The organism is Psychrobacter sp. M9-54-1 (genome assembly GCF_016613355.1).
Classification (GTDB): Bacteria; Pseudomonadota; Gammaproteobacteria; order Pseudomonadales; family Moraxellaceae; genus Psychrobacter; species Psychrobacter faecalis.
The window spans coordinates 126320-146489 of the sequence record NZ_JADGFW010000024.1; the positions used below are offsets into that span (position 1 = coordinate 126320).

18 protein-coding genes are annotated in these 20170 nt (G+C 44.8%); 16 read left to right on the top strand and 2 right to left on the bottom strand.

Going from position 1 to position 20170, the window contains the following annotated elements:
- Positions 1–113: 113 nt before the first annotated feature.
- From sucC to IQ457_RS10175, 6 genes are all read left to right on the top strand, one after another.
- Positions 114–1280, top strand: coding sequence for an ADP-forming succinate--CoA ligase subunit beta (gene sucC / locus IQ457_RS10150; protein ID WP_068407827.1), 1167 nt, complete (start codon positions 114–116; stop codon positions 1278–1280).
- Between the two features lie 178 nt (positions 1281–1458).
- Positions 1459–2334, top strand: a complete 876-nt coding sequence (sucD, locus tag IQ457_RS10155) for a succinate--CoA ligase subunit alpha (RefSeq protein WP_200663067.1) — start codon at positions 1459–1461, stop codon at positions 2332–2334.
- Positions 2335–2455: 121 nt separating this feature from the next.
- On the top strand, positions 2456–3502 hold the full coding sequence (galE, locus tag IQ457_RS10160) for a UDP-glucose 4-epimerase GalE (protein WP_200663068.1): 1047 nt from the start codon (positions 2456–2458) through the stop codon (positions 3500–3502).
- A 52-nt stretch (positions 3503–3554) separates the two neighbouring features.
- Positions 3555–4424 carry a UTP--glucose-1-phosphate uridylyltransferase gene (locus tag IQ457_RS10165; RefSeq protein WP_200663069.1) on the top strand — a complete coding sequence of 290 codons (870 nt, stop codon included), beginning with the start codon at positions 3555–3557 and terminating at the stop codon, positions 4422–4424.
- 3 nt (positions 4425–4427) lie between these two features.
- A complete protein-coding gene (pgi, locus tag IQ457_RS10170) occupies positions 4428–6095 on the top strand; it encodes a glucose-6-phosphate isomerase (protein ID WP_200663070.1) in 1668 nt (555 codons plus the stop codon).
- 87 nt (positions 6096–6182) lie between these two features.
- A complete protein-coding gene (locus tag IQ457_RS10175) occupies positions 6183–7571 on the top strand; it encodes a UDP-glucose/GDP-mannose dehydrogenase family protein (protein WP_200663071.1) in 1389 nt (462 codons plus the stop codon).
- A 149-nt stretch (positions 7572–7720) separates the two neighbouring features.
- On the opposite strand, the gene IQ457_RS10180 is transcribed toward IQ457_RS10175, so the two are convergent.
- A complete protein-coding gene (locus IQ457_RS10180) occupies positions 7721–9202 on the bottom strand; it encodes a phosphomannomutase CpsG (RefSeq protein ID WP_207161733.1) in 1482 nt (493 codons plus the stop codon).
- A gap of 177 nt (positions 9203–9379) precedes the next feature.
- Between IQ457_RS10180 and mazG the strand changes: the two genes are divergently transcribed.
- The 8 genes from mazG (at position 9380) to yjgA (ending at position 17295) form a co-directional block, all read left to right on the top strand.
- Complete coding sequence (gene mazG / locus IQ457_RS10185; RefSeq protein WP_200663072.1) at positions 9380–10255, top strand: nucleoside triphosphate pyrophosphohydrolase; 876 nt, start codon at positions 9380–9382, stop codon at positions 10253–10255.
- Entirely contained in the window at positions 10242–10643 is a 402-nt protein-coding gene (locus IQ457_RS10190) for a ComEA family DNA-binding protein (RefSeq protein WP_200663073.1), read from the top strand. The genes mazG and IQ457_RS10190 overlap by 14 nt, the downstream gene beginning before the upstream one ends.
- Positions 10644–10807: 164 nt before the next feature.
- Positions 10808–13150, top strand: coding sequence for a polynucleotide adenylyltransferase PcnB (gene pcnB / locus IQ457_RS10195; RefSeq protein ID WP_200663074.1), 2343 nt, complete (start codon positions 10808–10810; stop codon positions 13148–13150).
- A 102-nt stretch (positions 13151–13252) separates the two neighbouring features.
- Positions 13253–13753 (top strand): 2-amino-4-hydroxy-6-hydroxymethyldihydropteridine diphosphokinase, encoded by a 501-nt coding sequence (folK, locus tag IQ457_RS10200; RefSeq protein WP_446737541.1) that lies wholly within the window; start codon positions 13253–13255, stop codon positions 13751–13753.
- A 111-nt stretch (positions 13754–13864) separates the two neighbouring features.
- A complete protein-coding gene (gene panB / locus IQ457_RS10205) occupies positions 13865–14665 on the top strand; it encodes a 3-methyl-2-oxobutanoate hydroxymethyltransferase (protein WP_193029927.1) in 801 nt (266 codons plus the stop codon).
- 96 nt (positions 14666–14761) lie between these two features.
- A complete protein-coding gene (panC, locus tag IQ457_RS10210) occupies positions 14762–15664 on the top strand; it encodes a pantoate--beta-alanine ligase (protein ID WP_200663076.1) in 903 nt (300 codons plus the stop codon).
- A 40-nt stretch (positions 15665–15704) separates the two neighbouring features.
- Positions 15705–16664 (top strand): RNase adapter RapZ, encoded by a 960-nt coding sequence (gene rapZ / locus IQ457_RS10215; RefSeq protein WP_200663077.1) that lies wholly within the window; start codon positions 15705–15707, stop codon positions 16662–16664.
- Between the two features lie 118 nt (positions 16665–16782).
- Entirely contained in the window at positions 16783–17295 is a 513-nt protein-coding gene (gene yjgA / locus IQ457_RS10220; protein ID WP_200663078.1) for a ribosome biogenesis factor YjgA, read from the top strand.
- Positions 17296–17413: 118 nt separating this feature from the next.
- On the opposite strand, the gene IQ457_RS10225 is transcribed toward yjgA, so the two are convergent.
- Positions 17414–18034 carry a thiol:disulfide interchange protein DsbA/DsbL gene (locus IQ457_RS10225; RefSeq protein ID WP_068407799.1) on the bottom strand — a complete coding sequence of 207 codons (621 nt, stop codon included), beginning with the start codon at positions 18032–18034 and terminating at the stop codon, positions 17414–17416.
- Between the two features lie 454 nt (positions 18035–18488).
- Between IQ457_RS10225 and ubiG the strand changes: the two genes are divergently transcribed.
- Positions 18489–19349, top strand: coding sequence for a bifunctional 2-polyprenyl-6-hydroxyphenol methylase/3-demethylubiquinol 3-O-methyltransferase UbiG (gene ubiG, locus IQ457_RS10230; protein WP_200663079.1), 861 nt, complete (start codon positions 18489–18491; stop codon positions 19347–19349).
- A 73-nt stretch (positions 19350–19422) separates the two neighbouring features.
- Positions 19423–20133: an HAD family hydrolase gene (locus IQ457_RS10235; protein WP_200663080.1), complete on the top strand. Its 711-nt coding sequence runs from the start codon at positions 19423–19425 to the stop codon at positions 20131–20133.
- The last annotated feature ends 37 nt before the right edge of the window (positions 20134–20170 follow it).

Here is a 20170-nt window from a genome sequence, read left to right on the forward strand (position 1 = left end):
GGCCGCTATTACTATTATGATAACGGTCACCGCCATCATAAGTGTGGCAGCGTTATTCTGCCTTGCACTTGTTTTCACTTTTTATTAATTGTAAAAAATAAAGGATACAATCAATGAATTTACATGAGTATCAAGCAAAAGAGCTATTAAAAAGCTACGGTTTGCCCATTCAAGAAGGCATCATCGCCCATAATGGCGACGAAGCTGCTGCTGCTTTTGATAAGACGCCTACTGATATTGCGGTTATTAAAGCGCAGGTTCATGCTGGTGGCCGTGGTAAAGCGGGCGGTGTGAAGCTCGTTAAAACTCGCGAAGAAGCAAAGCAAGTTGCTGAAGAGCTTATCGGTACCAATCTGGTTACATTCCAGACTGACGCAGAAGGCCAACCAGTTAACTTCGTATTGGTTGCAGAAGATATGTACCCAGTACAAACTGAGCTATATCTTGGTGCAGTTGTAGACCGTTCTACGCGTCGCGTCACTTTTATGGCATCAACCGAAGGCGGCGTTGATATCGAAGAAGTCGCAAGCGAAACTCCAGAAAAAATCTTTAAAGTAAGCGTTGATCCATTAGTTGGTTTAATGCCTTACCAAGCACGTGAAGTGGCATTTAAACTGGGTCTTGAAGGCAAGCAAATCAACCAGTTTGTAAAATTGATGAGCGGCGCTTATCAAGCATTCGTTGACAATGATTTTGCATTATTAGAAATCAATCCATTAGCGGTTCGCGAAAATGGCGAAATCGTTTGTGTTGATGGCAAAATCGGTATTGACTCAAACGCTTTATATCGCCTGCCTAAAATTGCAGCACTACAAGATAAAACGCAAGAAAACGAGCGCGAGCTTAAAGCCGCTGAATTTGACCTAAACTATGTTGCCCTAGAAGGTAACATCGGTTGTATGGTAAACGGTGCTGGTCTTGCGATGGCGACCATGGACATCATCAAATTGTACGGCGGCAAACCTGCTAACTTCTTGGACGTTGGCGGCGGTGCAACCAAAGATCGCGTTGTTGAAGCGTTCAAAATCATTCTAGAAGACAGCAGTGTTGAAGGCGTTCTCATCAACATCTTTGGCGGTATCGTACGTTGTGACATGATTGCCGAAGCGATTATCGAAGCAGTTAAAGAAGTGAACGTAAAAGTGCCTGTCGTTGTCCGTCTAGAAGGTAATAACGCTGAAAAAGGTGCTGAGCTACTAGAGCAATCTGATGTGAAAATCATTTCAGCTCAAGGCCTAGCAGATGCGGCGCAAAAAATTGTCGATGCGGTTAAAGCATAAGCCTTTAATATAAGTCGTGCGGTTAAGCGCTGTTTTATTCATAACTCGCTTAACCAGACGCTTAAGCATTATAGTCACAGCGTGATGGCAGTTTTTAGCAAAAGCATAAATCGTTAACATTTAACGATAAGTGAGCGAGAAAACTGCTATTGCAAGACAACCGAATAAGGAAAAAATAATGAGTGTATTAATTGATAAAAATACCAAAGTATTGGTACAAGGTTTTACTGGTAAGAACGGTACATTCCACTCTGAACAAGCAATTGAGTACGGCACTAAAGTAGTTGGCGGCGTAACCCCAGGTAAAGGCGGTCAAACGCACCTAGGTTTGCCAGTCTTTAACACCATGGCAGAAGCCATGGAAGCGACCCAAGCTGACGCTTCAGTTATCTACGTACCAGCTCCATTTGTATTAGATTCTATCGTTGAAGCAGTCGATGCGGGCGTAAAATTGATCGTCGTAATCACTGAAGGTGTACCGACTATCGATATGCTAAAAGCCAAGCGTTATATCGAAGAAGCAGGCGATGTACGTATGGTTGGTCCAAACTGCCCAGGCGTTATCACTCCAGGTCAGTGCAAAATCGGTATCATGCCAGGTCATATCCATTTGCCAGGTAAAGTGGGTATCATTTCACGCTCTGGTACCTTGACTTATGAAGCGGTTGCCCAGACCACTAAGCTTGGCTTTGGTCAGTCTACTTGTATCGGTATCGGCGGTGACCCTATCCCAGGTATGAACCAAATCGATGCGCTAAAACTGTTCCAAGACGATCCACAAACCGAAGCCATCGTATTAATCGGTGAGATTGGTGGTACAGCTGAAGAAGAAGCGGCGGCTTATATCAAAGAGCACGTAACCAAGCCAGTGGTTGGTTATATTGCTGGTGTGACTGCACCTGCTGGTAAACGTATGGGCCATGCTGGCGCTATTATCTCCGGTGGTCAAGGTACTGCTGAAGAGAAATTTAAAGCCTTTGAAGACGCTGGTATTGCTTATACCCGTGATCCATCAAAAATCGGTGATAAGTTAAAAGAAGTTACCGGTTGGTAATTTAGGTATTAATAGCTAGTCTAATACCAAAACATCGTTGAAAAAAAACAAAGGCACTCCTACAATGGGGTGTCTTTTTTTATTCTAAAAATAACTTTCCTTTGATTAAAATGTAGCAATTATGAAAAATAAGATATTGGTAACCGGTGGTGCCGGATATATCGGCTCACACACTTGTATAGCTTTACACGAAGCAGGCTATGATATTGTGGTCTACGACAATTTGTCTAATAGTAGCCGCGAGGCCATTGAGCGCGTATCCAAGCTCATTGAGCAACCCATCGACTTTGTTAAAGGCGATATCCGTGATACTGATCTACTCAAACAGGTCTTTGCCGAGCATCAGTTCTTTGGTGTGATTCATTTTGCGGGACTAAAAGCCGTTGGAGAATCGGTGGCCAAGCCATTGCTGTATTATAATAATAATGTCAGTGGCACCATTGCTTTATTGGAAGTTATGAGAGAAGCAGATGTTAAGAATTTGGTTTTTTCATCTTCTGCGACCGTCTATGGAGATCCTGAATCCTTGCCCATCAATGAGGAATCAAAGCGTTCTTGCACCAATCCTTATGGTCAGAGCAAACTGATGGTCGAGCATATTTTAGAGGACTTAGCGGCAACCGATGATGGCTGGAATCTTATACCACTTAGGTACTTCAATCCTGTCGGTGCGCACCCATCTGGGCAAATTGGCGAAGATCCAAATGATATTCCTAATAATTTAATGCCTTATATTTCGCAAGTCGCCGTTGGCAAGCTTGGAAAACTTAGTATTTTTGGTAATGACTATCCTACCGTCGATGGTACGGGGGTACGCGATTTTATCCATGTCACTGATCTTGCCCATGGTCATGTAGCAGCGCTTAACTACTTACAAAAACAAGTAGGTCGAGATAAATACAGCTCAATAGGTTTTTTACCCATTAATCTAGGAACAGGTAAAGGAACGTCTGTTTTAGAATTGGTCACGGCTTTTTCTGAAGTATCGGGCCAAAATATTCCTTACCAGTTTTCTGCTCGGCGCGCAGGAGATATTGCCAGCTGCTATGCCAGCGCCGATAAAGCCAAAGATTTGCTAGGTTGGGATGCCACACTATCTATCACTGAGATGTGTGAAGATACGTGGCGTTGGCAGAGTAAAAACCCGAATGGCTATCATAGCGCTTAGCATTGTTTAAGCATGTTTCTTATTTCACACTTTTAAATACAGTCTAAAAATTATGAAAAAAATTACTCACGCTGTTATTCCTGTCGCAGGCTTTGGTACGCGTATGCTGCCGTTATCGAAATCAGTGCCAAAAGAGCTGCTACCACTTGGTAATCGTCCCGCTATTCATTATGTCGTTGAAGAAGCCATTGCTGCGGGTATCAAACATATTGTTTTGGTCGGTCATGCGCAAAAAAGCGCCATCGAAAACTACTTTGATATCAATGCTGAATTGGATAATCAATTGCGCACTAAAGGTAAAGGCGCGTTAGCTGATAGCTTAAATTGGTTACCCGAGGATGTAACGGTGTCTATGATACGCCAAGGCAAACCGCTAGGGTTGGGGCACGCGGTATTGGCGGCGCGTCCAATCATCGGTGAGCATGACTTTGCTGTGCTGCTGCCCGATGTGGTGCTTGACCCATTTACCACCGATATGGCAACTGACAACTTGGCTTTTATGATTGCAGCATTTGTTAAAGACAAGCATTCACAAATATTGGTTAATGAAGTCGCTGATGAAGACGTGCATAAATATGGTATCGCCCAATTAAGTGATAAAAATGACATCAAGCAGGCGGATACCAATGCGAGCTTTAAAGTCGCAGGCTTTGTCGAAAAGCCAAACTTAGCCGATGCGCCTTCAAAATTGGCGGTCGTTGGTCGTTATGTATTTAGCAATCAAATTTTTGATTATTTGGCCAAAACTAGAGCGTCGGTTGGCGGTGAGATTCAACTGACCGATGCCATCGACGCGTTAATTAGCCAATATGGGGTCAATGTCACGACCATGCGCGGCGACAGTTATGATGCAGGCGATATGCGCTCGTATATGCAAGCATTTATATATTTTGCCGAGCAGCAGTTAAAGGATGATAAATAGCTCATGGATGCGATAACTAATAATAAAAAATGTAACAGTGCCCGCCACTCCGAGTACTGGCAGCATTTGTGTCAGCTGGCGGAGCAGCCTTGGTCGCTTGCGACATTGTTCGCGCAAGATAGTGAGCGTACGACCCGTTTTAGCACGCAAGCGGGTGCGCTATATATGGACTATAGCAAGCAGTGCATTGATGAGCGTGTGTTAAGCAATTTGCTTGGTTTAGCGGATAGCTGTGAGTTATCTGTCCGTATTAAATCCTTGCTACAAGGGGCGATGGTTAATACCAGTGAAGAGCGAGCAGCGCTGCATACCGCTCTACGCTTGCCAGCTACAGAACAGCTGCAAGTTGGCACGCAAAATGTCGCCGCTGATGTACATGAGAGTTTGGCGCAGGTAGAAAGATTGTCAGAGCGGGTACGCAACGGCACGTGGCGCGGGTTCTCTGGTAAAGCAATCACTGATGTGGTTAATATTGGCGTTGGCGGCTCAGATTTAGGCCCACTGATGGCGACCACCGCGCTTGATGAATGGGCAGATACTGCTATTGAGGTGCATTTTGTCTCTAACATGGATGGCACGCAGCTTGATAATTTGCTCAAGCACTTAAATCCTGAAACCACTTTATTTATCATCTCCTCCAAATCTTTTGGCACCGTTGATACGCTATCCAATGCCAAGACCGCACTGTCATGGTTACTCGCTACCGCAAAGCTACGGGCTGGCACAGAAGAAAGCGTCTTGCGCCGTCATTTTATCGGCGTATCGGCCAATTGTGAAAAAATGACTGCCTGGGGCATTCACCCTGAGCATCAATTGCAGCTGTGGGAATGGGTTGGCGGTCGTTTTTCATTATGGTCGGCGATTGGACTTGCTATCGCTATTCGTATTGGCATAAATGGTTTTAAAGAGCTGCTAGCCGGCGCGCATAATATGGATGAGCATTTCGCCCAAGCAGACTTTTCTGAGAATCTGCCAGTATTATTAGGTTTGCTCGCCGTTTGGAACAGTACCTTTTTACAAGTCAATGCGCATACCGTGCTGCCTTATGATGGACGTTTGGAGTATTTGCCAAGCTACTTGACCCAGCTTGAGATGGAAAGTAATGGTAAATCGGTGACGCAGCATGGTGAGCGTCTTGATTATGATACGTGTCCAATTTTGTGGGGCGAAATTGGCTCCAATGCGCAGCATGCCTTTTATCAGCTTCTGCATCAAGGGACGCAGCAGGTCTCTTGTGACTTTATTGCGTGCGTGCGCCGTTATAGTGATGATGCGACAAATGAATCGCTACAGCAGCAGCATGAATTGTCTTTGGCAAACTGTTTGGCGCAGAGTCGGGTTTTAGCTTTTGGTAATGCTGCTATTGTTGATAAGGATATTGAAGCGGCTTCTGATACTGATAAATACAAATATTACCGCGGCAATCAGCCGTCAACGACGCTCCTTATCGATGAGCTGACCCCGCATAGTTTGGGGGAGTTGATAGCGCTTTATGAGCACAAGGTTTATGTCATGGCCAGCATTTGGGATATCAATCCGTTTGATCAATGGGGCGTTGAGATGGGCAAGAAAATGGCAGAGTCGGTACATACCGCCATGCAGCAAGGCGGCGATGCGCAATTTGATACCTCTACCAATCAGCTATTGCAGCAGATTAAGCTGTTGTCTTAACGGCTTATGGCTAGTAGCTAGTAGCATCATGCGACTGGCTTATCCACTTATCCACGCTGCTAACTTTGCAATATAAAAGGTAATCTTATGAGCGCTGCCGCTATAAATAAACACAAGACAGATAACTACCAATCCGCATCACATTCATTTAACCAAGCTGCTAAAAACACCAGCGTTTGCGTCCTCGTTGGTCATAGTATAGAGGCGATTACCAGTGCTGTGGTACTGGCAAGTCTCGGTCATACGGTGCATCTTTATACTGATAAAGAGGTATTGACGCAGCAATTACAACAATATGGTTTCGAGCATCATGTGCAAGCGTTATGGCAGATGTACGTGCAGCAGCAACAAATTGTCAGCTACGCTTTGCCCACTACTGCGAGTAAGCTGCTAGAGCACTATGAAAAGACGGATGATAATAGTGAGAGAAAACAAGTTGCGCTATATTGGTTGTTTTTAGAAAGTATCCGCCCAGTATGGCAAGCAGACAGCTGGATTACGGCCTTTAATCACAGTCATCAGCAAACCTTACCGCTCATCATGAGTGGCATAAAACAGCTAGGCAGGGTTGCTGCACTGTCCAAGCAGTTGCAGCGCGCTTGGGTTTATTATGTGCCATTTGTATTCTTAAAAGATGGCGATGCGTACAGCTCAATGCTAAATCCATCATTGTTATTGCTGGGTGAAAAAACACCAAATAGCCGCCATCATTTAACGATGCTACAGCCTTTAATACAGCAGGCGCGCGCTTTTCATCAAGCAGATATTGCCACTATAGAGTTTGCCCGTAGTAGTATCATGGCGATGCTTGCCACAAGGGTGAGTTTTATGAATGAGATGTCGCGCTTGGCGGATAGTCAACAGGTCGATATTCAGCAAGTTAGTCACATTATGGGACTTGATGAGCGCGTGGGCAGTAGCTACTTGCAAGCGGGCTGGGGGTTTGGTGGTAATACACTACCGACAGAGTTGGTTAAGTTGCAGCAGTCCAGTGCAGAAAAAAGCCTAGCTATGCCGTTACTACAGGCAGTTATTGATATCAACGAAGACCAAAAAGAGCTGATATTTCGCAAGTTTTGGCAGTATTTCGATGGATTTATCGATAATAAAACCGTGATGATTTGGGGCGGCAGTTATAAAGCGGGCTCGGGACGGACAGCAGAGTCGGCGATTCATCCGTTGTTAGCGCTACTCTGGTCTTATAATATACGCACGCTGGTGTATAGTGATAAAGCCCAGACCGAGCTTGCCGAGCTTTATGGACAGCAGACGTTACTGGAATTGATTGCCAGTCCGTACCAGAAGCTTAATGAAGCGCAGGCCATTTTTATTATCAGCTGGTTGCCAGAAAATAAGCTAGATGTTGCTAGGCTTAATGAGCAGGCGCTGCCGATATTCGATGCGCGCAATGCGCTGTCGCGAACGCAGGTTGATGATTTGGTCGGTGACTATATAGGGATTGGTCGCGCCAAATAAAGTTTTTTAACAAGGGTAAAATAAGCGTAGCAGACAAGCAGCTAATGAACTGAATCTAAATAAAAGCGCCGATTAATATAAAAATTAACCGGCGCTTTTTTGTTCTCATAAGCTCAGAACGTCTTTACTTAGCATTATGGTTACTTAAGTTAAGCAGGCACCGCCCCTTTACTAGCAAGCCATTGCTGAATTTCTTGGGTTTTAGTCTGTAGTAAATCTTTATCACCGCGACTTTCGATGTTTAAGCGAATTAATGGTTCAGTATTGGAAGCGCGTAAGTTAAAACGCCATTCGCCAAAGTTTAAACTCAAACCATCGAGCATCGATTTGGTTGGATTTTCGGTGCTGAACTTCTCTTCGATGGCGCTAATAATGGCTGGCGCATCATGAGTGGTCAAATGAAAATTCAGCTCGCCTGAGCTTGGATAGGCTGCAATATAACCGCTGACCAATTCTGATAAGGTTTTACCGGTAATCGATAGTAACTCAATGGTTAGTAGCCACGGAATCATGCCGCTATCGCAGTAGAAAAAATCGCGAAAATAATGATGCGCTGACATCTCGCCGCCATACACCGCACCAGAATCCCGCATCACTTGCTTGATAAATGAGTGCCCAGACTTACTAATAACTGCCTTACCGTTATGCTCATCAATGACGGCTTCGGTGTTATAAATCACTCGCGGATCATAGACGATTGACTCGCCCGCATATTTATTTAAAAACGCTTGCGCGAGCATGCCAACGACATAGCTACCATCGATAAATTCGCCGTATTCATCAAATAAAAAGCAGCGGTCAAAATCGCCATCAAAGGCAATGCCAAGGTCGGCTTTATTTTCTAGCACCGCTTGTTGAGTGGCGGTTCGGTTGGCCTCAATCATTGGATTGGGAATGCCATTTGGAAAGCTGCCATCAGGCGTATGGTGCAATTTAAGCACTTCAATTGGCGCGCCAGCTTGTGCTAACTTGTCGATTAATAAATCAACGACGGGACCTGCGCTACCGTTACCGGAGTTGATAACCAGTTTTAGCGGTTTTAATTTATCAACATCAATAAATGTCATGACATGATTGATATAAGCGCTTTTATCCGTTAGTAATTGTAATGTACCTTGTTGATTATCCGTACCAAATTGCCCCGATTCTGCCAACGCTTGAATCTCTGCCAAGCCATCATCGGCGCTAATCGGTTTTGAGTATTCCTTTACCAATTTTAAGCCATTATAATTAATCGGATTGTGGCTAGCTGTTACTTCGATACCGCCCAACGCCTGATAATAACTGGTCGCAAAATAGACCTCTTCTGTGCCTGTCATACCCAAATCAATCACATCGACACCCGCATCGAGCATACCTTTGATGGTTGCTTGTTTTAACTGCTCACTGGAGTGGCGGATATCGCTACCGATGACGATAGCTGGCTTTAAGTCTTTTAGTTCAACGGCGACATCTGCAGTGCTAAAACGCTCGAATAAAATTTGCGCAAAGGCACGGCCGATACGGTAGGCGATAGCTTCATCGAGATTGACGCCAAGCTCGCCGCGGATATCATACGCTTTAAATGACTGAATGCTAATAGGGTGAAATTCTGTTGCTGGCTGATAGCCAGTAGTCGCAGAAGTGGACATAATAATAAGCTTCCTTGTGCGTGCGCAGTAAAAAATGAGGGAGTGATAACAGGATTATAAGTCAATAAGCGTTCAATGATACACTAACTACCAAATGAGTTATAAAGCCGTAGTGGTGCTTTATGTGAGCATTTTTATAATTATCCGTTTCTATGATAAAAAATATAAGAGTATTTTATGAGTGACTTAAACAACCAAACGTTAACTTCTATTACGCCGCCCAACCCTGTACAAGGAACGCCAGTAGCAACTGGCGAGTTAGACGATTTATTGCAGTTAATGGCACGGCTGCGCGCAGATTGTCCGTGGGATAAAAAACAAAGCAATCATAGTCTCATTCCGTACGCGATTGAAGAGGCCTATGAGCTTGGCGAAGCGGTTCAAAGCGATGATGACGAAGATATCAAGGGCGAGCTTGGTGATGTATTGTTGCAAGTGGTTTTTCATTGTCAGATGTACGCTGAACAAGGGCGCTTTGATATGAGCGATGTGATTACCACGTTGCAAGGAAAGCTGATTCGCCGCCATCCGCATGTATTTGAAGCCGAAACGCTACAAGACGACGCTGCGGTAAAAGGTCGCTGGGATGAGATTAAAGCAGAGGAAGACCAAGCGCGCGCCGCACGTGGCAAGCCGAAGCGTCGTTTGGATAATACCAAGGCAGGTAGTGCGCTGATGCAAGCGCAGGAAGTGCAAAAACAAGCATCAAAATTGGGGTTTGATTGGGAAGGGGTCAGCGGCGCTTTTGATAAGCTTGATGAAGAAATTGCCGAGCTAAAGGCCGAGATTTTAGATAAGCCCCAAGTTGAAATCAAAACCAATATCAGAGAGATTGAAAGGGAGCTTGGCGATTGCATGTTTGCCTTGGTCAATGTCGCCCGTAAACTCGACCTCGACGCTGAAACTGCGACCTTAACCTGTGTGCATAAATTTAAATCACGCTTTGGTTATATTGAAGAGCAGTTAGCGGCAGCTGGCAAGCGTTTAGAAGATAGCGATATCAATGAGATGGATGCGTTATGGGAAGCGGCGAAACAGCATGAACGCGACTAATAAAAGCCTATTTATTAAATGGCAGCATGCTAATTTATTTAAAAATGCCGCCGTTTTTTTAGTAGGTGTGTTTTCTGTTATTACTATATCGTTTAATCCTACCCATGCCGCGCCATGTTTTGATAATGCTAAAAGCGCTTATCATTATCTATTGACGCAAGAAACAGCACAAAGCCAAGCGCGCACGCAGACTAGAATTAATATCAATCGCGCCACAGAAGCCGAGCTGGTGGCATTAAACGGTATTGGCAGCAGTAAAGCACAGGCGATTATTTTATATCGCGAGATGTTTGGCGGCTTTAAAACGGTCGATGAATTAACTAAAGTCAAAGGCATCGGCGCAAAAACGGTTGAGAAAAATCGCCAGCGTTTAAGCGTACAAGATTAAGCGCTTTATTTTGTATTATTTAACCCCCATATTGACAAAATAGCATGTAAGTAAATGTCATAACACACCCACCATGGTCAAAATTTGTTAAACTAGTGGGTACATCCGCCTGATAGACGCTGTGTTCGTCGGGGTGGTTAAGAATAAAGGCGAGGAGTAGATGCATGGCCGAGCGTGCCGCCAAGCAGTTAGAACTGAATAAATCTGAATTACCCAATTCCATTACCGAAGTGATAGCCACCCTAACCCGAGCTGGGTTTGATGCTTATATCGTCGGTGGCGGCGTGCGCGATACCTTGCTAGGCCTGCGTCCAAAAGACTTTGACGCGGTCACTGATGCCAAACCTCATGAGATTAAAGATGTCTTTGGCAAGCGTTGCCGTATTATTGGGCGCCGCTTTCAATTGGCGCATGTCTACTCTGGGCGCGAGCTTATCGAAGTGGCGACCTTTCGTGGTCCACCGCTCAATAATGCCAATACTAATCAAGATGGGATGATTTTGCGTGACAATGTCTGGGGCGATATCAAACAAGACTTTGCCCGTCGTGACTTTTCTATCAATGCTTTATATTATCAACCGCTCAAAGGCGTGGTGCATGATTTTTGCGGCGCGCTTGAAGATATCGATAATAAAGTTATTCGTCTCTTAGGTCATGCACCGACGCGTATCGAAGAAGATCCGGTCAGGTTGCTGCGTGCCCTGCGTTTTAAAGCCAAGCTTGGTTTTGATTTTGATAGCGAACTCGCCGCCCAGTTCCATGATGACAATTGGGCACTGCTGGAGCAAATTTCTCCGCATCGTCTTTATGATGAAACGCAAAAAATGTTTACCGGTGGCTATTTAGTGCCGCTACTGCCGTTATTGTTTGAGTCGGGCGCGATTGACAGTTTAGTAATTTATCCGCCTGCTGAGCCAAGTGCCTTGGTCAAACAAGTCGCTATCAATACCGACAAACGTATCGCCGCTGGCAAAAGTATCAATCCTGCTTTCTTTTATGCCGCGTTATTGTGGGAAAATTATCTACATCAATTGGAAAAAGCCAAAAAACGCAATATGCCTTTTGCTGACGCGCAATTGCATGCAGCCGGCAAAGTCATCGACCGTCAGCGTATCAAGACCGCCATTCCAAAATTTGCCGAACAATTTATCCGTGATATTTGGATATTGCAGCCAAAATTGGCGGCGCCGCGCAGCAAACAAATTATCCAGTTGTCTGAGCATCCTCGTTTCCGCGCCGGTTTTGATTTCTTGCTATTGCGTGAGCAGTGCGGTGATGCCGAACATCCGCTTTCAGAGTCGACCAATGGCATGGGCGAGTGGTGGCAAACCTATCAAACCTTGACCGAACAGCAGCAAGATCAAGCGATTGATGACTTTGATGAAAACATTCGTCGTGGTGCCTATAAGCAAGGGCAGCGTAGTCGCGGGCGCACTCGTCAAAAGCCGCAAGCTTTAAACACATCAAACCATGATAAGGTAAATCACATAGAAAACAATCAACCAGATATCATCAACGGCAATGCCCATAGCAAGCAAGCTGATGATGCCTCAAACGTGCCGTCACGCCGCCGCCGCGCCGCGAGCCAGTCTACTCAGCAGGCTAATAACAATGGCAGTCATAGAGCCAGTAATAATAGTCATCATAAGGGCTATGATAAGCAGCAAGCAGCACAAGATAATAATGAGCTGGCGCAATTGCAGCAGTTATCCCTGGCGAATACTGGCAAGCAAACGGCAAATAAGCGCCAAGATATAAAACCAGCACCGTTATTTGTCATCGAGCATGAAAAAGTGGTTCCGCCATTACGCAAACAATTGCCAACGGACGATCAGCCAAAATCTAATGCTAAACCAAAGCAAGCCCCTGTGCAGCAAAGCACAAAAGCTGAAAGCACTTCATTTAAGAAAGCAGGAGTTGCACGCCAATCTGATAACTTTGTTAACGTTGATAAGCAAGCGCAGCAGCATGCAAAAGCAAAACCAGTCGATACCAAGTCTGCTGCTAGCAAAGCCGATTTTGAGCAGTCATCTACAACGGCCAATACTAATGCTGCTACTAATGTCCATACTAAGCGTACTGTCGCCCAAACGCCAGCGCTTGTCAGCATAAACAATGAGCCGATACCGTATAAACGTCGCCGTCGTCAACCTACTGTGATAGCGGCTAATAGTAATACTGACAGTAAAAATAACGCTGATAACTTGCTTAACGTAGCGGCAAAACCAGCTAGCGATAAAGAGCAAGTAGTAAATACGGCCAAGTATGAGAAAAAAGCGCCTAAAGCTGCGTCAGATTTTGTTGAGGATACACCGTCTGTTGCTAAAAAACCTGTTGCTAAAAAAGCTGCTTCTAACAAACCTGCTACAACCAAACAGAATACTAAGAAACAGACTACTCAAGCTCAGTCAGCTGATAATCAAACAGCTGCTAGTAAAATGAATGAGCAAAAAGGGCCGGTACCATCAAAACGCCGCCGTCGTCAGCCAAGCACTAACAACGCTTAAGCTTACAAACCGACTTTAAAGTACTAAAGCACAGTGAGAATTATGAACAGGCACTTTGAAGCTAGTAATGGCAATGCCAATGACAATAAAAGTAGTAACGATATGAGCTGGGTTACCTGTTATGTTGGTTTAGGCAGCAATCTAGAAAACGAGCTAGGTTCGCCGGTAGAGCATTTACAGCAAGCCATCGTAGCTATGCAAGGAAATAAGCAAATACGAGCGGTACGAGTGTCTTCTTTCTACGCTTCGGCGCCGATGGGACCGCAAGATCAGCCTGACTTTGTCAACGCGGTGGTAGGTTTTGAGACTACCTTAACTGCGTTTGAGCTGCTTGCATTTTGCCAAGCGCTAGAACAACAAGCCAAACGCGCCCGTTTGCGCCGCTGGGGTGAGCGCAGCCTTGATGTCGATATTTTATTGTATGGGGATATCGAAATCTCAGAGCCGCAATTAACGATACCGCACGCAGGCTTACATGAGCGCAATTTCGTCCTACTGCCGCTGCGAGAGTTGGCGCCAGAGTTAATCATTTTAAACAAACCAATAACGGATTATGCGTCCAGTGACGATTGGACGGGGCTAAAGCTATTAAAACTGAATTAACGCCTCTTTAGTGCCTCTGTCGAATTATGAATAAGTTGGATACTACGATAGTGGCTGTGCATTTTATTAAAATATCAAAAGCTATAAATAGTTAACCGCATTGAGGGTCATATGACAACCTTATCTACTTTAAATAAATTTAAAAAAGACGGTGTTAAATTCACCTGTCTGACCTGCTATGACGCCATGTTTGCGCGTATGATGGACAACGCGCAAATCGATACGATTTTGATTGGTGATAGTTTGGGCATGGTAGTACAGGGTCATGATTCAACCTTGCCAGTTAGCGTCGATGATATGGCTTATCATACGGCAAATATCGCCCGTAGTAATAAGCATGCGCTGATTTTAGCGGATTTGCCATTTATGAGTTATGTGACGCTAGCAGATGCGGTCGCCAATAGCCGCAAGCTGATGCAGGCGGGCGCGCATGTGATTAAGATTGAAGGCGGTCGTGAGCTTTGCGATTTGGTCAAAACCTTGGCGCAAGCAGGTACGCCGACTTGTGTGCATTTAGGACTGACGCCGCAATCTGTCAATGTCTTTGGTGGTTATAAAATCCAAGGGCGCGGTGATGCTGCGGCAGAAAAACTGTTAACTGATGCTAAAGCGGTCGTCGAGGCGGGTGCAGCGCTTTTGGTATTAGAATGTGTACCCGCTGAGCTTGCTAAAGCAGTTACAGAAGCCGTAGCTGTGCCGGTTATTGGGATTGGCGCTGGTGCTGCTACTGATGGTCAAGTTCTGGTCATGCATGACATGCTTGGTATGGTGCACGGCCGCGTGCCACGCTTTGTCCATGACTTTTTAACTGACGAGCGTAATAGCGCGGGTAGTATTGAAGGGGCTTTTGCGCTGTATCAGCAGTCGGTACGTGACGGCAGTTTTCCCACTGAGCAGCACCAATTTAGCTAGCTGTATTAAAGTAAATTGTATTAAAGTAAGTCGTATTTGATTTAATGATTTGACCATTATCAGTAGAACAAGCTGTCAGGATGAAACATAGTAACCATGCCAATTATTCATCATCACATCTCAGCACTGCGTAACGCTCTAAACCCTTATCGTGGTCAGCAAAATGGCAAGCAGCGTATTGCGTTAGTGCCAACGATGGGCAATCTACATGATGGCCATCTTGAGCTGGTCAAGCTTGCCAAGCAACATGCCGATATTGTCGTGGTGAGTATCTTTGTCAATCCTACCCAATTTGGCGTCGGTGAAGACTTTGATAGCTATCCTCGGACGTTAGATGAGGACGTTGCCAAACTTACTACCGTGAATGCCGATTACGTATTTGCGCCCAGTATTGATGAGATGTATCCGGTATTACCGCCACCAACGTCCGTTCGAGCAGGCGCAATCACCAGCCAGTTATGTGGCCAATCGCGTCCTAGTCATTTTGATGGTGTTGGTATTGTCGTCTCAAAGCTCTTTAATATCGTCCAGCCAGAAGTGGCCGTATTTGGGCAAAAAGACTATCAGCAGTTGGCCATTATTCAGCAGTTGGTGCGTGATTTAAGTTATCCGATTAAAATCATTGGCGCACCTATCGTACGGGCGGCTGATGGTTTAGCTTTGTCTTCGCGCAATCAGTATTTAACTGAAACTGAGCGCAATATCGCTCCTATACTTCATCAAGAATTACAGCTACTAGCCGATCAGCTAATGAATGGCGCGCATATCGAACAAGGGCTTGAGCATTTATTAGCAGCGGCTAGCGCGCGTATCACTGCTGCAGGTTTTATCATTGACTATTTAGAAGTTAAAACGGCGCAGCTTGATGCTTTAGAGATAAATGAAGAATCTGCAATTTCCGCTGGAAGCCAGCAAGATTTGGTGATTTTAGTTGCTGCTTGGTTGGGCCGTGCACGCTTGTTAGACAATCAGCTAGTGACGGTAACACTGCCATCATGAGCGCGGGAGTGGCTAGAGCAATGTATAAGGATGACGGATCATGAGTACAACGAAGGACAATGAGCACGCCAAATCAGATAACGAGCAGACACAGTCACATAAAGATGGTTTAAGTATCTTGGTGGTGTCAGGGCGCTCAGGCTCGGGCAAAACCTCTGTACTCAATATCCTAGAGGACTTTGGTTATTATTGTATTGATAATATGCCTTTGTCATTGGTTCCTGAGGCGGCACAAAAGCTGGTTTGTGATAGCGGCATCAAACGCGTCGCCCTTGGGGTCGATATTCGCACCCCGCGCGCCGATTTGTCCAATTTTGCCGAAATACACGATACGTTAAAGCAGACGTATGGCGAAGAGGCGCTCACCGTCATTTATGTGACGGCGCAAGAGGATATCTTGGTGGCGCGCTTTAATGCCACCCGCCGCATTCATCCTTTGATGGTGCAAGATAGCAAAGGAATAGAAAATACCACTGATAATTTACCAGCGGCGATTGAAAAAGAAAACCAGCTTTTACAGCCGATATTTAGGCGTGCGGATCTTAAAATTGATACCAGTATGCTTAATATTCATCAGCTAAAAGAACGCCTGCGCGATTATGTTGGGGCTGACAATCAAATCGCCATTAACCTGTTATCATTTGGTTTTAAATACGGCAGCCCAATCGATGCCGACTTTGTCTTTGATGTGCGCATTTTGCCCAATCCGCATTGGAACCCAAAGCTGCGCGCCGCGACAGGTCTGGATGCGGAAGTTGCTGAATTTTTTGCTGATTATCCAGAGGTGGCAGAGATGACTAACGATATCGCTACATTTCTGACGCGCTGGTTGCCAGATTTTTTACATAATAATCGCCATACGGTGACGGTTGCCATTGGTTGCACTGGTGGCAAGCATCGTTCGGTATTTATTACCAAGCATTTGCAAGATAAATTGACTACCAGCCTGCCCGAAGGTTTGAGTATTACCGCTAAGCACCGCGAAAAACATCGTTGGTAAAGCTAGGCTAGTAATGCTAACTATTAATGGTTATTAGCTACGATGAATGCTCAAGCAATATAATCAGCAAGACGCAATAAAATCTATTATTTACTATCTCGAAAAATGGAAAGCTTTTATGATTGACTGGACAGAACAGGATATGCGCGTCTCGCGCACAGAGCTCAAAAAAGCTCATGAGCGCTTACAAGCATTGTCGATACCGCTTGCCAGCTTATCGAAGAAGCAGCTCAAAAACCTGCCGGCAAGTGATTATTTTATGGCAGAGCTGATGGCACTTGCTGATATTACCAGTGCCAATGCGCGCAATCGCCAGACCAAACGGGTCGGTAAACTCATCAGTGAAGAAAATCGCCATGAATTGGTTAAAGCCTTATTCGACGCTTTTTTTCCAAAAGAGCAGATTTCTAAAATCGAAAGCTGGATTGAGCGTTTAAATATCAATGATGAAGGCACGCTAAAGCAGTTTGTGAAACAGTACAAAGCCTCTGAGCGTAATAGTTTGTATCAGCTGCTATTATGGATTGAATATGCCAAACATACACAAGACGATGAATTGATGGCGGAGTCTAAAGAAGATTTGGCCAGTTATATTCGTGAAGTGGCGATATTGTCGCAGCTGAAAAGCTAATTAATAATAATGCTTATATTAATTTATAAACCATGACCTATAAAAAAGCCAATCGTTAAAGATTGGCTTTTTGCATTTTTATAAACGTTCATTTTCTTAATAATTTACACATCTTAAATTATTTTTTCTCGGCACGTACTTTATCAACGAGATAATCAACCACTTTAGGAACAGTGGCGCTTTCACCAGTCACCACATACTTACCATGGACGACTACTGCTGGTACGCCTGAAAGCTGATAACGCTTAGCACCTGCCTGTGAGCGACCAATTTTTGTGCCAACGGCAAATGAGTTATAAAGACTATTGAATTTCTTTTCATTCACCCCTTTAGATGCGTACCATTTGCTCAGTGATGCTTGGTCAAATAACTGTTTGCCGTCTTTATGCACAGCATCAAATAGGGCGTCATGGGTTTTGTCTTCATAGCCTAGTAATTGCGCGGCGTAGAAACCACGGGCGCTGGCTTCCCAAACAGGGTTTAGCGCGGCTGGGGTTTTGAAAAATGCCACGTCTTTGTCTTTGGTTTTGGCCCATTTTTCCATATGTGGATTGAGGACGTTACAATGCGGGCAGCCATACCAAAAGAATTCACGCACAATGATAGCATCACCGCTGATTTTTTCTGGGTTGTCTAGCACGCGGTAGTCTTTTCCTGCGACATAATTGGCGGCTTGTGCGCCCATATTGGCAAACCCAATAGCACAAGCCAAACCAGTCAATGCGATGATACGTTTCATACTTTTTCCTTGAGGTGTCGAGATTCAGAATAATTGTTTCAGAAGGTTCGATTCAGCAGTCATTTAGCGCATTTGTATAGAGGTCTCACAAGTTTAAGCGGCAATGCGTCGCCTAAATCACCCTTTTATAGACTACTGCCTATAATAGCGTAAAATGCCCATAGTTGTGAACCCGATTCTTAACTAACGGTTGTAAAGCTGTGAGCTATTATTTAAGGTATCTTACTTATGGTTTTGCGCTTATTTTATACCTTGAATTTCAGCCCGATCGTCAATCCAAAGTCGTTAAGCCAAATTTTTTCAATATAAGAATAACTGACTCATAAGACTATGATTTGCGCGTTTCACAAACGGTGACGATGTACTCACGACAAAGTTGCTGCTCTCATGCTAATATTGAGCGTAGCATCATACTTCCCGATAATAACTATAATGCCAATAAAGGAAAAATCCTATGAGCCAAGTTTTACCTTCTGCGCAGCCTGTGAATCATCAACAAAACAATCCTACTGACAATATGAGCAATAGTAATAATGCTGCTAACGAATTCAATCAAAATACGGCGATTAATGTCGATGCCAGCGAAGTAGAAAAATTCAACAATTTGGCGAGCGAGTGGTGGAATAAAACCGGCGCCTTTGCCACCTTACACGAAATCAATCCGCTACGCCTTAATTGGATAGAAGACAACGTCAAGCACGGCTTTAAGAGTGCCGATAGCAGTAAAATCGCAGAGTTGGGATTGGTGGGTAAAAAAGTTCTTGATGTCGGTTGCGGCGGCGGTATCTTGTCAGAATCAATGGCGCGACGCGGCGCTGATGTTACTGGTATTGACCTTGGCACAGAAAATCTCAAAGCGGCGGCCTTGCATGCTGAGCAAAGCAATTTAGATAATACCTTGCGTTATCAGCACATTCCGATTGAACAATTGGCTGAAACCCATGCCGGCCAGTTCGATGTGGTCACTTGTATGGAGATGCTCGAGCATGTACCAGACCCAACTGCCATCGTTGAGGCGTGTTTTAAGCTACTAGCGCCAGGCGGCGTTTGCGTGCTCTCGACCATTAACCGCAACCCTAAGTCCTACTTATTTGCCATCGTTGGCGCTGAGTATGTATTGCGTCTGCTTGATCGCGGTACCCATGATTTCGCCAAATTTATTACCCCAGCGGAATTGGATAAAATGGCGCTAAATGCTGGTTTCAGCCGTCAAGATATCATTGGGCTGCACTATAATCCGTTGACCAAACGCTACTGGTTGGCGCAAAACGTCGATGTCAATTATATGATGGCGGTACAAAAACCACTGTTGTAAATTTTTTTTATGAGTATTCCTTTTTAACCACTTTTTAAATCCATGTTTTAAATTAATATTAAGAGCGCCTGTTATGAGTCAATTTGTAAAAGCTGTCTTGTTCGACCTTGATGGGACGTTAATCGACACTGCCGCCGATTTCGTCCGAATTATTGGTAAAATGAGCGGCGAGAATGATTGGCAAGCGCCACCTGAAGCTGAGATTCGTGAGCAAGTTTCCGCAGGCGCTTCGTCGATGGTGCGTTTGATGTTGCGTCATAACGGCCAAATTGAGGTTAGTGAAGAAGAGTTACTTGAGTTTCGTCAGCAGTTTTTAGACGATTATGAAGCCGATATATGCGTCGATAGTTGTGTCTTTAGCGAGCTTGAAGAAGTACTGCGCACCTTAGAGGATAAAGGCGTGCCGTGGGGAATTGTCACCAATAAGCTGCGCTATTTAGCAGAGCTTTTGCTAGAAACAATGCAGTTAGATGAGCGCTGCTCGGTACTGGTCTGTCCTGATGATGTATCACGCTCTAAGCCAGATCCAGAGCCGATGTATATGGCTTTGGAAAAACTCGCTATCCCGCGCGGCGCTGCTGAAAGTGTGCTTTATATTGGCGACCATATACGCGATATCGAAGCGGGCAACGCCGCTGGTATGACAACCATTTTAGCTGCCTATGGTTATATCCCGCCTGAAGATCAAAAAAACTTAAAGAAATGGGGTGCTGACTACATTACCGATACCCCTAAAGAGTTGAGTAAGCTTTTACTTGCTTCAGGTAAGTTTGACTATTTATAAAATAACTACTTATAAAGCAAATAAGCCATTCATCAAG